The organism is Campylobacter ureolyticus, from assembly GCF_027277485.1.
Taxonomy (GTDB): domain Bacteria; phylum Campylobacterota; class Campylobacteria; order Campylobacterales; family Campylobacteraceae; genus Campylobacter_B; species Campylobacter_B ureolyticus_B.
Window position 1 is genome coordinate 1 of the sequence record NZ_JAPXGQ010000011.1, and the last position, 15,042, is coordinate 15,042.

General features: G+C 30.7%; 10 protein-coding genes. 3 read left to right on the forward strand and 7 right to left on the reverse strand.

What is annotated here, in order from left to right; translation table 11 throughout:
* Nucleotides 1-2,881, reverse strand: a 2,881-nt coding sequence (locus O6B72_RS06970) for a S8 family serine peptidase (protein ID WP_269492655.1), incomplete at its 3' end; no start/stop codon positions are given.
* Nucleotides 2,882-2,972: 91 nt separating this feature from the next.
* The gene (ypfJ, locus tag O6B72_RS06975) at nucleotides 2,973-3,821 is read right to left on the reverse strand and encodes a KPN_02809 family neutral zinc metallopeptidase (protein ID WP_258299093.1); all 849 of its coding nucleotides are present in this window, start codon (nucleotides 3,819-3,821) and stop codon (nucleotides 2,973-2,975) included.
* Between the two features lie 122 nt (nucleotides 3,822-3,943).
* Between ypfJ and ilvD the strand changes: the two genes are divergently transcribed.
* Nucleotides 3,944-5,620, forward strand: coding sequence for a dihydroxy-acid dehydratase (ilvD, locus tag O6B72_RS06980; RefSeq protein WP_269492656.1), 1,677 nt, complete (start codon nucleotides 3,944-3,946; stop codon nucleotides 5,618-5,620).
* A gap of 39 nt (nucleotides 5,621-5,659) precedes the next feature.
* Here the strand turns inward: ilvD and purF are convergent, their stop codons facing one another.
* The 3 genes from purF to O6B72_RS06995 form a co-directional block, all read right to left on the reverse strand.
* The gene (gene purF / locus O6B72_RS06985) at nucleotides 5,660-7,000 is read right to left on the reverse strand and encodes an amidophosphoribosyltransferase (protein ID WP_050335922.1); all 1,341 of its coding nucleotides are present in this window, start codon (nucleotides 6,998-7,000) and stop codon (nucleotides 5,660-5,662) included.
* 1 nt (nucleotide 7,001) lies between these two features.
* On the reverse strand, nucleotides 7,002-7,733 hold the full coding sequence (dapB, locus tag O6B72_RS06990; protein ID WP_156847255.1) for a 4-hydroxy-tetrahydrodipicolinate reductase: 732 nt from the start codon (nucleotides 7,731-7,733) through the stop codon (nucleotides 7,002-7,004).
* A 66-nt stretch (nucleotides 7,734-7,799) separates the two neighbouring features.
* Nucleotides 7,800-8,528: a DUF2470 domain-containing protein gene (locus tag O6B72_RS06995; protein WP_269492657.1), complete on the reverse strand. Its 729-nt coding sequence runs from the start codon at nucleotides 8,526-8,528 to the stop codon at nucleotides 7,800-7,802.
* 131 nt (nucleotides 8,529-8,659) lie between these two features.
* On the opposite strand from O6B72_RS06995, the gene O6B72_RS07000 reads away from it, so the two are divergent.
* Nucleotides 8,660-10,567, forward strand: coding sequence for an AAA family ATPase (locus O6B72_RS07000; protein ID WP_269492658.1), 1,908 nt, complete (start codon nucleotides 8,660-8,662; stop codon nucleotides 10,565-10,567).
* A complete protein-coding gene (locus O6B72_RS07005; protein ID WP_269492659.1) occupies nucleotides 10,542-11,735 on the forward strand; it encodes an McrC family protein in 1,194 nt (397 codons plus the stop codon). The genes O6B72_RS07000 and O6B72_RS07005 overlap by 26 nt, the downstream gene beginning before the upstream one ends.
* Before the next feature lie 47 nt (nucleotides 11,736-11,782).
* Here O6B72_RS07005 and O6B72_RS07010 read toward each other — a convergent pair whose 3' ends face one another.
* Nucleotides 11,783-14,272: a molybdopterin guanine dinucleotide-containing S/N-oxide reductase gene (locus tag O6B72_RS07010; protein WP_269492660.1), complete on the reverse strand. Its 2,490-nt coding sequence runs from the start codon at nucleotides 14,270-14,272 to the stop codon at nucleotides 11,783-11,785.
* A 3-nt stretch (nucleotides 14,273-14,275) separates the two neighbouring features.
* The gene (locus O6B72_RS07015) at nucleotides 14,276-14,830 is read right to left on the reverse strand and encodes a hypothetical protein (RefSeq protein WP_269492661.1); all 555 of its coding nucleotides are present in this window, start codon (nucleotides 14,828-14,830) and stop codon (nucleotides 14,276-14,278) included.
* Between the last annotated feature and the right edge of the window lie 212 nt (nucleotides 14,831-15,042).

A 15,042-nucleotide genomic window follows, 5' to 3' on the forward strand; every position in this document is an offset into this window, starting at 1 on the left:
TTCCTGGTTCAGTTCCTGGTTCAGTTCCTGGTTCAGTTCCTGGTTCAGTTCCTGGTTCAGTTCCTGGTTCAGTTCCTGGTTCAGTTCCTGGTTCAGTTCCTGGTTCAGTTCCTGGTTCAGTTCCTGGGTGTGACTTTTTACCAACTATTTTATTATTTGGAATTATTGTATCTGGTTTTTTGCTATCATTTATGGATTTTATAAGGTCTTGAACAGTTTTATTTTGATGTTCTTTTTTTGTATTCATAACAAAATAAAGTGATTTTTTATCACCAGTTTTTTCAGTTGATAGCTCCAAAAGTTCACTATCTTGCTCATTTAAGGTTATAAGATTTTTAGCTATATTTGTATCTATGCCTTCACCTGTTCTTACTATTTCTATACCTAATCCATCTTGATATTTTTGATTTATAATGTCGATATTTGCAGGAGACACCAGGCTTATATTTAATTTTTGAGTATTTTTTAGGATAGCCTTTTCGTCAGCTACTATAAGACCTAAATCATTTATTGTATCTGTTTTAAAATTTAATTTTCCCTCATTTATAAAGTTTCCAAGAGTGTGAAAAATAGCACCTTTTGTATCTAAATTTAAAGTACTGTTTTTATTGTTTTTAAAATCAGTTTTTGATTTTATTTCTAATTTATCTTTTATATTTATATTTCCAAAGTTATTAAAACTAGAGGTTGCTGCTGGGAAATTAAAAAACACATTACCAAGTATATCAAGTGTTGATTTTGCACTATTAATAACATTAGTTTTTATATCTAAAGTTGAATCTGAAATTTTGTTATGATTTTTATCAAAAGAAAGCCCATTTATATTTATATTTGCTTTATCTATTACTCCATTATTTAATGTAACTTTGCTATCTATTTTTCCATCGCCTGTTAGTATTCCGCTTGTTTCTAAAATCACTTCACTTGTTTTTAAAAAAGAGTTTTTAACTAAATTTATTATTCCATTATTTTGAACATAGGTTTTACCTAAAATTTCATTATTATTCTTTATCTCTAAATTTCCATTATCAGCATAAGCATTTTTCTCTATTTTGGCGTTATCTACTATGAATTTGGCATTATTTTCCGCGTATGCATCACCTTTAATGCTAGCTTTTTTACTATTATTTCCTTTTAACTCTAAAATACCGCCTATTACTCTAGTTGGACCTTCATAACTATTTTGTCCACTTAATGTAAGAGTTCCAAGCCCTTCTTTTTTAAGACCTATTTTATTTATATTTCTGTATTTTTCATCTAATATGTTTATTGCTATAGGCTTACCATTTTTATCTTTTCCAAGTAAATGTCTACTGTCAAGCCAAGTTTGTTGGGATATATCATTCGAAAATACACCACTTAAATTATTTGTATTAATAGTGTAAAATGCTGTATTTTCACCTTTAAATTCTTCTATATCCTTATTATTTAACCTATTAAGATCTAAAATAGCCAAACCTTTTAGTGCTTTTTCTACATCTAAAACACCTTGGCCGGCATATTCTTCTTGTGTTAGTTGAACTACATATTCTTCAGAAATTTTTTTTGTTTTAAAATCTTTAATATGACCTAAAATTTTAGAAATTGTTATTTCAGACATACTTTTAGGAATTTTTAATCTATCTAAATCTTTTTTGATCTCTTCTTCGTCTATATCACCATTTAAATTTCTAGGAATTTTTTTATTTAAATAAATAACATAGTATCCTGCACTACCATTTTCTATTGCTTTTACTACAACATCTGGTAAATTTAGCTTTTTATTTGCAGTTGTAAGTAATACATCAGCTATTTGCTCACCATCTAAAAATTTATATTTTTGAGCTACTAAAGCAGCTGCTCCAGTCACCATAGGAGCTGCCATAGATGTTCCTGTCATAGGAATATATTTTTCATTTTTATTAATTTGATCACCACCATATTCATATTGTTTTGTATAATCGGCATTTGCAGATAAAATTTGATATCCAGGAGCAAGTAAAGAGTAGTTGGTCGCTCCTTTAAATGAATTCGAGCTTGATAAAGAGGTATCTTTTGTTTTAAATTCGAAATCATCTGTTTTAAAAACTATATCATGTTCGCCTTTTAAGGTGATACTTCCATCTTTTTCTTTAATGGTATTAAAAGCATTTTGATTTCCAACATTTAACCAAGCTCTTATGTTTTCATCATAGCTAGGAAGTGTGCTATCTCTTGCAGGAGTTATTACTCCGCCGTTTCCACTTGCAAAAACACTTATAACTTTTTTTTCTATTGCTAAATTTGCAAGTTCTCTTGACATAGGATTTGCACTTGCAAAAACAGACTTATGATTTATAGAGCCAGCTTTTATATAATCTGTAAAAAGCCCATTTCTTACTTGCTTATTTATAAGTGGATACGATAAACTTCCCCAGCTATTATTTATAACTCTTACATTTATTTCACTTAGCAAATGACTAGATTCGTCTTTATTTGGAAAAATCATCTGACCATTTCTATTGCTATTTATCCCTATTCCATAAAGAGTTGCTTCGTGTGCTACGCCGTAAGGCTCATTCTCACTAACTTTGGCACCAGCTGCAATTCCTGCGACATGTGTTCCATGCTCACTGTGTTTTGAATTCCATGGAAAATTTAATTTAACACTAGGTTTGATTCTATTTTTGTCATTTAGGCTTGGATGACTATAGTTAATAGGACTATCTACTATTCCTACGCCAATACCTTTTCCTGTTATTTTTTCATCGTTTTTTAAATTTTCATTATTTTTTCTTATTTCTTCTAAACCAATCAACTTGTAAGATTCTTCTAATAATAAACCAAAATCTTCTAGATTATTAGAAAAAGAATTTGTTACGATTATAAAAGTTAAATAAAAGATAATATTTTTTTTAATCATTGATATTTCCTTTTAAAATTCTTAAACATAAATATTACTTGAAAATAAATAAAAATCAGCTAAATTATCTTTTATTTGTATATATATTTAATTAAAATTCGCATATTGATATATTGCCACTTTTATAGCCTTTGTAGAAAGCATTTTTTCTTTGCATAGCTGAGCCGTGAGTAAAGGAGTCAGGTACAACATATCCTTTAGCCTGTTTTTGAAGTGTGTCATCGCCTATCATACTTGCTGCATTTAAGGCCTCATCTATATCGCCATCTTCTAAAATATCGCCAAGATAATGTGCCCAAACTCCAGCTAAACAATCAGCTCCAAGTTCAACTTTTACTTGTATAGCGTTTTGATCTTTTTCATTTTTTCCTTGTTTTTCTTTATTTGCTTTAGATAAAATTCCTAGTAAATTTTGTACATGGTGACCTACTTCATGAGCTAAAACATAAGCATTTGCAAAATCTCCTGGAGCGTTATGTCTATTGGCTAACTCATCAAAAAAACTTAAATCAATATAGATTTTTTGATCGGCTGGACAGTAAAATGGTCCAACTTGCGAGTTCGCAAATCCACATCCACTTTGAACGGCACCTCTAAAAAGTACAAGTTTTGGTTCTTTGTAATTTTTTCCTATTATTTGAAATTGTTTATTCCATACATTTTCGGTTTGTGCTAAAACAACTCCTATAAATTCCGCATACTTATCATCATTTTTTGAAATTTGTGCATTTTGAACTCCGCCAGTAGAAATTAAAGCAAGTGGATTGTATCCTAAAAACATAGCTATAACGCCTATTAATAATACAACTCTTCCAAATTTTGTTTTTAAAAGCCATTTAATAAGCGGTATTAAAATCTGTAAATTTACCATACTAGCAGGAGTTTTTTGAAATCTTCTGTCGTCTATATTGCTGCTTGATTTTTGATTTCGCCATCTCATTTTTAAACCTTTTATAAAAAGACAATTGTAACAAATTATTTTAAATTTAACCAAAAAATATCTTAATATAGTTTTTGAATTATTTTTTTGATAAAATATAAAAATTAAATTTAGGAGAGTTTATGAGAAGTGATATAATCAAAAAAGGTTATACAAAAGCCCCTCACCGCTCACTTTTGAGAGCAACGGGGCTTAAAGATGAGGATTTTGATAAACCATTTATTGGTGTTGCAAATAGTTTTATAGAGATAATTCCAGGACATTTTTATCTAAATAAATTTAGCCAAATTATAAAAGATGAGATAAGAAAAAATGGTTGCGCACCTTTTGAATTTAATTGCATAGGTGTTGATGATGGCATTGCAATGGGCCATGAGGGAATGCTTTATTCTTTGCCAAGTCGTGAATTAATAGCAAATTCAGTTGAAACCGTGATGAATGCCCACAGTTTAGATGCACTTATTTGCATACCAAACTGTGATAAGATTGTTCCTGGCATGATAATGGGAGCCTTAAGAGTAAATGTTCCTACTGTGTTTATAAGTGGCGGTCCAATGGCTGCTGGAGTTGATAAAGATAGTGGGGAAGCGCTTGATTTAAATAGTGTGTTTGAAGGCGTTGGAGCTTATGAGGTTGGTAAAATCGATGAAAAAAAGTTAAAAATGCTTGAGTGTGAGTCCTGTCCAGGTGGCGGAAGCTGTAGTGGAATGTTTACAGCAAATTCTATGAATTCGCTTTGCGAGGCGATGGGAATAGCTTTAGTTGGTAATGGCACTATTTTAGCACTAACTCCTGAACGTGAAGAGCTCGCAAGAGCTGCAGCTAGAAGAATTTGTAAAATTGCACTTGATGATAAATTTAAAATGAAAAACATTTTAAATAAAAAAGCTATTAGAAATGCTTTTGTATGTGATATGGCAATGGGTGGAAGCTCAAATACAATTTTGCATATGCTAGCAATTAGCCGTGAAGCAGGGTGTGCGCTTGATATAAAAGAGTTAAATGAGATCAGTAAAAATATAGCCCACATTGCAAAAGTAGCTCCTAGTCTTCCAAGTGTGCATATGCAGGATATTGCACGAGCTGGAGGAATAATTGCTATATTAAATGAAATTTCAAAAAGAGACAAAGGTATGCTTGATCTTGATAATCTAACAGTAACTGGTGAGATGATGAGTGAGCGCGTAAAAAACCATAAAGTAACTGACTACAATATCATAAAAAGTGTTGATAAGCCTTATTCAAAAGTAGGTGGTTTGGCGATTTTATTTGGAAATTTAGCAAAGCAAGGGTGTGTTATAAAAGCAGCTGGTATTGTTGGAGAGCGTAAATTTAGTGGAAAAGCAATTTGCTTTAACTCACAAGATGAAGCAATTAGTGGAATTTCAAGTGGAAAAGTTCAAAAGGGCGATGTTGTGGTAATTCGCTATGAAGGTCCAAAGGGTGGTCCTGGAATGCAAGAGATGTTAAGTCCAACAAGTCTTATAATGGGCCGAGGTCTTGGAGCTGATGTGGCACTTATAACAGATGGTAGATTTAGCGGTGCTACAAGGGGACTTTCAATCGGTCATGTAAGCCCAGAAGCAGCAGAGGGCGGAATGATAGGACTTTTAAAAGATGGCGATATTATAGATATTGATGTTGATAGCTACTCTATAAATGTCCGTTTAAGCGACGATGAAATTGCAAAACGTCGCAAAGAGTGGAAATATGAGGGCAAAAAAGTAAGTTCTCGCTGGTTAAGACAGTATCAAAAGTTAGTTACCAATGCAAGTAATGGGGCGATTTTGGAGGCTTAAGCTTTAAGAAGTGCAGTATTATTGCACTTCTTAAATTATTTATTTTACAAAGTAGTTTCCGTCAAAACTAACGAGTGAATATTCTCTTTCGTTTCCTATAGCATTTTTTAGTTCATCTATTTCTAAAAACTCTAAACTATCAGCCCCTGTGTATTTTAAAATTTCATCATCGCTTAAATTTGCACTTATTAACTCACTTTTTGTAGGTGTGTCTATGCCATAAACATCAGGAAATTTTATTCTTGGAGCAGCTATTTTAAGATGAACTTCTTTAGCTCCAGCATGTTTTAGAAGTTCAACTATTTTTTTAGAAGTCGTTCCTCTAACTATACTATCATCGACTACAATAATACTTTTTCCTTTTAAAACCTCACTCATAGGATTTAGCTTTAATTTTACTTTTAAATTTCTCATTTCTTGGGTTGGCTCTATAAAGGTTCTTCCTACATAGTGGTTTCTAACTATTGCCATTTCAAAAGGTATTTTGCTTTCATTCGAAAAACCAAGTGCTGCTGGCACTCCACTATCTGGCACAGGAACTACTAGATCAGCTTTTATTTTATTTTTTAAAGCCAAAGTTTTTCCTAAATTTTTTCTTACTTCATAAACATTTTTTCCATCTATAACGCTATCTGGCCTTGCAAAGTATATGTATTCAAAAGCACAAATTCTAGGAGTTTTTTCCTCATATAACATTATGCTTTCAAAATCATCACTTCCTTCTTCAAAAATAATCATTTCACCCGGCTTTACATCACGCACAAAAGTAGCACCAACTAAATCAAAAGCACAGGTCTCACTTGCGATTATATATCCACCATCTTTTAATTTTCCTATACTAAGAGGTCTAATTCCATATTTATCTCTTATGGCAAATATTTTTGATCTACTCATTATAAGAAGGCAGTAAGCTCCTTTTATAATATTTAAAGCCTCTATGATTCGCTCTTGCAAGTGCTCTTTTTTACTTCTAGCAATTAAATGAATTATATTTTCAGTGTCCATATTTGAGTGAAATATTGCACCCTCTTTTATTAAATTTTGTCTAATTTCATCTTTATTTATTAAATTTCCATTATGTGCTATTGATATTTCACCAAGCAAATAACTAGCCCAAATAGGCTGTGCATCTTTGCTATCTTTACTACCAGCGGTTGAGTATCTATTATGTCCGATTGCGATATTTCCCTGTAAAGAGTTTAAAATTTCATTATTAAAAATATCACTAACCAAGCCTTGAGCTTTATGAGTTTTTATTTTGTGATTAAAACTTGCACTGATTCCGCTTGATTCTTGTCCACGGTGTTGCATCGCAAAAAGTGCATAATAAGCAGTTTTTGCAGCATCTTTTGAATTTATTATACCAACGATAGCACACATTTTACAGTCCTAAACAATCATTTATATCATAAAGCCCATTTTTCTGTGAGCTTAACCAAATAGCAGCTTTTATGGCTCCATTTGCAAAAGTAGCTCTTGATGTTGCTGTGTGGTTCAACTCTATAAATTCACCATTTCCATAAAATCCTGCTGTGTGGCGACCAACAATATCTCCACCTCTTAAACTCATAACAGCAATTTCATCTTTTGATCTTTGTCCAATTATGCCATCTCTTCCACTAACTCTAACTTTATCAAGGTCTAAATTTCTAGCAATTGCAACATTTTCAGCTAATGTTAAGGCTGTTCCGCTTGGAGCGTCTTTTTTGTATCTATGATGCATTTCTAGAATTTCAGCATCGAATTCGCTTAAGGCTTTGCTTGCTAAAAATGCAAGTTTGTTTAAAACAGCTACTCCTAAACTCATATTTGTGGCATATAAAATAGGCATATTTTTTGAAATTTCTTTCATTAAATTTAATTCATCTTTACTAAGTCCGGTTGTACCGATACAAAGTGGCTTTGGATTTTTTTTAGCAAATTCTAAAAGAACTTTAGTTCCTTCTGGCATAGAAAAGTCAATTATAACATCTGATGATTTGAAAAAATCCTCTAAATTTGAACTATTTTTATCGAATAAAGCCGCAGTTTTTACATTTTCATACTCTTTTAAGCACTCTTGTATCATTTTTCCCATTCTACCACTTGAGCCATAAATTCCTATTTTCAGCATTACATTCCTTTTTGCAAATTTGTAGTGAGTATAACAAATTTAGAGTAAAAAACTTCTAAAATCCTTTTAAAATTTATGTGGATTTTTTATGTGTGGAAGGCTTATCTCATCACCGATTATATCATACGCACCACCAAATCCTTTTACAAATCTACCTTTTTTAAACTCTAATTTAAAAAGATGAAAGTCCTGCATAGTTGAGATCTGTTTTGTTCCACCTTTTCCACTAGTTTGATTTAAAAAACTTGTCATAGCACCATTAAACTCATCACTATTTCTTCGAATTTCAACTGCATTTGTCTTATAGGTAAGCCTTTTTCTTAGTATTATAGAAGCAGCTTTATTTTCATCTTGTAAAAATAAAATTTCAATTTTGTCGGGATTTATGCTTATGCTTTTAAAATGTTCACTAATTTCACTTATGTAGATGTAAAAATTATCATTGAATTTAATAAGTGGTGAGTAGCTTGCAATCGCTTGATCATTATAAATACTCGCAATTACAACACTTTTAAAAGAATTTCTAAACTCATTAATTTCATTTTTAATTTTAGAAAAATCCTCTTTTAAACTTGTGGCTAAATTTTTAATAGCACTTACAAAATCACCATCTGTAACTCTTCCATTAAAAGGTACTTTTGCTTCTAAATTATCCGATCTTAGAAAAATCCCATTTTCATCAAAATCAACTAATTTCGCATTTTTTACATTAAATTTTGAATATTTGTTAAAAAGTTTAATTAAAACATCGCTGTGATGCTCATTCATGTGAGCTATGATTGAATTTTTTTCCATGATATTTCCTTAGATACTAGTGAAATAATTTTATAAAAATAGGGTAAATTTGAAGTAAAGGTTTGAAATTTTTAATTTTTAAATATTTTGTATTTAAAAATGGTAAAATAGTGCGTAAATAAGGAGATTTTATGCAAGATAAAAATAAAAACTACTGGCTTATACCAAGCGATCCTGAGTTTTTTAATGCCATTGAGGAATTAAAAAAAAATAAAATTGTCAGCTGGAGTAGTCCTCTTAATGGATTTAAAATAGGCGATATAGTCTATATTTATCTAGCTAAACCAGTTCAATCAATAAAAATAAAAACTAAAATTGTAAAAATAAATGATGATAAAGAATTTGAATTAGAATTGATTCACATGTTAGATACAGAAAAATTAAATCTTAACAACCTTCAAAAACATGGACTAAAATCTGCACAGCCAAAGCAACAAATTCAAAATGAACTGCTTGAATATATTTTAAAGGTTGATCAAGATGAACAAATAAATAAGGAGAAGTTAAAAATGACAATACAGCCATTAAATCAAATACTATATGGTCCTCCGGGAACCGGAAAAACATACAACACAATAAAAAAAGCTATTGAAATAATAGAAGGAAACATTGATAATAATGAAGATAGAGATGAATTAAAAAAGAGATTTGATAATTATATAGAAAATGGGCAGATTAAATTTATAACTTTTCATCAAAACTACTCATACGAAGAGTTTATAGAAGGGCTAAAAGCAGAAAGTGATGAAAATAATAATATAAAATATGAAATAAAAGATGGCGTTTTTAAAGATATTTGCGAAAAAGCCAAAAATATAAAAATAGAAAGTAAAAAGAACTATTTATTCAATAGTAGTCCAAATATATGGAAAATGTCACTTGGTAATTCTCAACTGGAAAAAGAGAATTATGTGTTTGATTACTGTATAAAAAACAGTGTTGTTTTACTTGGTTTTGGAGAAAATAAAGATTTTAGTGATTGTAATGATGAGAGATCCATTTCTAAAAAGCTAAATATTGAGAATGGCTATCCTATAAAAGCCATAGATATTTTTAAGAATAAAATGCAAAAAGGAGATTTAGTTTTAATTTCATATGGAAATTTAAAATTAAGAGCAATAGCTAGAGTAGTTGGCGAATATAAATTAATTGATGATGATAGCCTAGATTCTTTTGTGCAGGCAAGAGAAGTAGAATGGCTTTTAATCCCAAATGAGCCATTTCCTTATGATAAATTTTTAATAAACCGTTTTTCTCAATTTACTATTTATAATATAAAAGATAATGTAAAAATTGATGAATTAAAAAATATTTTAAGTGATAAACCAAAAATAGAATCCAAAAACTATGTTTTAATTATAGATGAGATAAATCGTGGAAATATATCAAAAATTTTTGGTGAGCTTATAACCCTTATAGAGCCCTCAAAAAGAATTGGGGCAAAAGATGCTATAACAGTAGAGTTGCCATACTCAAAAAATAAATTTGGCGTGCCCTCAAATTTATATATTATAGGCACTATGAATACTGCCGATAGAAGCATAGCTCTCATGGATGTGGCCCTTAGAAGAAGATTTAATTTTATAGAGATGATGCCTGATTATAGTTTATTAAAAGACATAAAAATAGATGATATAGAAATAGCCACAATGCTTAAAGCTATAAATGAAAGAATAGAATGTCTTTATGATAGAGATCACATGATAGGGCATGCTTATTTTTTGGGTATTAAAAGTATAGAAGAACTTTCAGATGTGTTTAGAAACAGAATAATTCCGCTTCTTTGTGAGTATTTTTATGATGACTGGGAGAAAATAAGACTTATTTTAGCAGATGATAAAAAAGATGAAGATTGTCAATTTGTTAAAGAAAAGGATATTAACTTAGAAGAATTATTTAGTGGAGATTTGGAAGATGTAGTAGAAAAAAAACTGTATGAGATAAACAGTGATGCTTTTAAAAACCCACAAAGCTATATAGAAATTTATCCAAAATCAAAAACCGAAGAGAACGATGAGCAGATTGATTCAAATAGTTGAATTTGAAAAGTTATATCAAAAAAATTTTAACAAAAAAGATTTTGACGATATAGAAAATTTTATACTTAAAAATAGTGAAAACACACAGTTTTTAAGACTTGGAAGTAATTGTAATGGCAAATTTATACAAGCTAAAAATTATGTGGGTGTTTTGCAAACAAAAAGCGGATTTACACTAGAAATTTTGCCTAAAATAGCTAAAAACTCAGATGGAGAAGCATCAAAAAAAATTTTTATAAAAATGTTAAAAACTCTTAAAAATTTTCCATTTAAAATTTCAAATTTTGCTAATCTTGATCTAAAAAAAATGTCTATTTTGGAAATTTTTATAAGTATGTTTTTGGATGAGCTTAGCTCTCTTTTAAAAAAGGGGATAAAAAGTGATTATGTAAATTTTAGTGGTAACCTAAATTTTTTAAAAGGAAAACTCATAATAAACAGGCAAATAGATAAAAACAATATTCATAAAAATAGATTTTATGTAAAATACGATGAGTTTACAAACGATATAGAGATAAATCAAATCATAAAAACAACACTTGAGTCTTTATATAAAATATCTTCATATAATAAGCAAAGAATTAGAAAGTTTTTATTTATGTTTGATGAGGTTTCAAAACATAATAATTATAAAAATTTTTTTAAGTATTATTGTATAAATCGCCAAACCAAGCATTATGAACAAGCACTTTTATGGTGCAAAATTTTTCTTTTAAAAGAATCTTTTACTCCATATAGTGGGGCTAATCTAGCATTTGCCTTTCTTTTTGATATGAACAGGCTTTTTGAAAATTACGTTGGGAAGTTTATACAAAAAAACTATGAAAATGTAAAGCTTCAGTATTTTAACAAATATCTTGTAGATAGTCCAAAAAGCTTTAGATTAATACCTGATATTTTTATTGCAGGCGAAAGTAAAATTATAGCCGATACAAAATGGAAAATAGTAGAATCCCCAAAAGATATATCTCAAGCCGACCTATATCAACTTTATACTTATGGGAAAAAATATAATTGCTATAGGCTATTTTTAATATATCCTAAGGCAATTGATAGGCTGGAAGAAGATCATTATATATTGAAATTTAATGATGAAATGATATTAAAAATTATCTATTTTGATTTAGAAGTAGATGATAAAAACAAAGAGTTGATAGATAGTTTTTAAAAAATAATTCTCTTTATTTAATTCCCCTCAAATTTGAGGGGATAAATTTAAGCTTTTATCTTAGGTTGTTTAAAGATAGTAAGCTCAGGAACTTTGCCTGTAAATTTTTCTATATTTACAAGGCCAGTGTGAGAGATATTTCCATTTGCAAGTTTTGAGGTTGGCATATCTATAGTTAAGACATTTGCGCTTCCGTTTTTATCCAAACTTTCTGCCTTTGTTGGATCAAGTGGATCATACCAAGCACCTTCACATAGCTTAACAACACCTTTTATAATGTCATCTGTTACTTTTGCACCAGCCAACACCTCGCCTCTAGCATTAAATACTCTAACCGCATCACCAGTTTTGATGCCTTTTGCTTTTGCATCCTCACTATTTATCCAGATAGGCTCTAAGTTTGAGATAGCATACTCATCTCTAAGACTTGTGTTATTTAACTGAGAGTGAAGACGATCTTCAGGGTGAGAAGTAACTAGGTGAAACTCAGCAGGTTTGTTTTTCATACCAAGCCATTCAATTGGCTCAAACCAAGTTGGATGAGCTTTACAATCATCATAATTCATCTTCTCAATTACTTCTGAGTAAATTTCAATTAGGCCTGATGGTGTACCAAGTGGCTCTAAAATAGGATCTTCTCTAAAATCGCCATATCTATTATATTCAAAGCCCTCTTGAGTTTGAAGGAAAGTTATCGGCTTATTATCAGCCCAAAATTCCTCAAATGGCTTCATAACAACACCATTTAACTCTTCAAGTTGCATTTTCTTTGCCTGATCTCTTGCGCTTTCATAAAACTCTTTTATCCAGTCAATATCGCTTTTATTTTCTGTATATTTGTCTTTTACGCCAAACTCTGCTGCTAAATCGGTAAAAATTTCATAGTCATTTTTACTCTCACCTATTTTTTCAACAGCTTGTTTCATTGGAGTTATTCCTAAATTTGCATAATCACCAATCATAGAAATATCATCTCTTTCATAGATTGTAGTTACAGGCATAACAATATCTGCCATTCTAGCAGTTGGAGTCCAGTAAATTTCATTTACTACAACAGTTCGTGGCTTTTTCCAAGCTTTTACAAGTTCATTTGTATTTTGATGATGGACTAAAGGATTTCCGCCTGCCCAGTAGATAAAGTCAATTTTTGGATAGGTTATTTTTTTACCGTTGTGATCTATTGTTTTTCCAGGATTTAAAAGAGCGTCTGAAATTCTAGCTAGTGGAAATGCTGAATCGGTTGCTTTTTGAAGCCAGCTTTGACCAGTTCCAACGTTTGCAGCACCTGAGCTTATACCACCAACAATTCCAGCTTTTGCATCAGGCGTTCCGCCGTTGCTGTAATGATAGCTTAATCCAAATCCACATCCTGGCTTTCCAATTTGTCCAAGCATCGCGCAAAGAGTTACTAGTGCCCAATGTGGTTGCTCGCCATGATGAGCTCTTTGCATACCCCATCCACTCATTATCATAGTTTTATTGTCATAAAGTGTATGAGCTAACTCTTTTATGGTTTTTTCATCAATTTTACAAATTTGGGAAGCCCATTTTGGAGTTTTTGGAGTATTATCTGTTTTTCCAAGAAGATAAGGCAAGAACTTATCAAATCCTGTTGTGTAGGTTTCTATAAATTTTTGGTCATATTTTTTGGACTCATAGAGTTCATACATCATACCAAGCATCATCGCAACATCGGTATTTGGTAACGGTGCTATCCACTGGGCGTTTAAAAATTTGCAAGTTGCATTTTTTATAGGATCTATGAAAATAACTTTTTTTCCACTCTTTTTTAGTTCTTCAAGATATTTTAAACCTTGCTCATCGCTTACAGTCCAAGCTATTTTTAAAGTTGAGTATGGATCAGCGCCCCAAATAACAACAACATCGGCATTTTCTAATACTAAAGGCCAAGAAGTTTGTTGCTCATATACCTCAATTGTTCCTAGGACATGTGGCATAATAATTTGTGATGCACCAGTTGAATAATCACCTAAAGTTCCTGTAAAACCACCTATTTGGTTCATAAATCTATGAAGTAAGATTCTTGCATTTTGCATATTTCCAGGACTTTTCCATCCATAGCTTCCTGCAAAAACGCTAGTATTTCCGCTTGCTTTTATTGTTTTTTTAAGTTCGTTTGCAATTAGCTTTATAGCTTTGTCATAGCTTACTCTAACCCACTCATCGCTTCCTCTAAGTTCAGGTTTTGGGCTATCTGGATTTTCTAAATAGCTTTTTCTTACATAAGGATATTTGACCCTATCTTTTGCATAAACCAAATCAGCTGTGTAGTGTTGAAGAGGATTTTTTATGCTTGAAGTTTTGTTTAAAGGCTCACTTTTTACGATTTTACCATCTTTTATGGTAAGTTTTAAAACTCCCCAGTGAGCTCCTGTTATAACTTCACCATCTTTAATAATCTTGAAATTTTTAGTAGCATTCTCGGCCGCAAAAAGGTTCATTTTCATAAAAAATGGCACACAAAATGCCGCACCAATTGTTTTAAGTGAATTTCTTCTTGATAAATTTACTGACATTTCTTACTCCTTTGTAGTAGTTTTTTGTAAATATTGAGAAACTAAAAATCTATCTTTTTTATCCATTACAGTTCTACTTAACATAGATTTTAATATACTTGGCCACTGATTTGCGTTGTATTCGTTAATGTTGTGAAGAGCATGGCACATTGAACAACTCTCAGTGTAGATACTAGCAGCTCTATCCATGATAGGTTTTAATTCTTTATAAAAATCCTTATCATCGGTATAGGCTTCAACACTTACTTTACTCCAAGCACCTTTATCTAGAACCTTAACATCTACGGCTGCATTTTTTCCAAAAGCTGCGGTTAAGATTCTTTTTCCCTCACTAAAATAAATAGCCTCACTTACATCATCTTGGATATAGCCCTCAATTTTAATTTTAAGTATATTGCCATCTTTTTCTAATATTTCTACAGGTGCCGTTGGAAGTAGCCTTCCAATAGCCTTTTTATCGCCTTTATCTGCATAGAGAGACTTTACAACATCACTATAAACTATCTCATTTGCAAATGCAAAAGCGCAGGCAGAGACAAATAATAAAATTTTTTTCATATACCCTCCTTATAACTATTTATGAATTATATCATAAATAATATAAATATGATATAAAATAATATTATTTAATCTAGCATTAAACTTTAAGATGAAATTTAAATTAAAAAATAGTTAAATTAAAGTGAATATTAATGATTTTAATATGATTTTTTAATTAAAGTAAAAGTAGGTCATTATAGTAAGTAGAATTCAAAGAGCAAATTTACTCT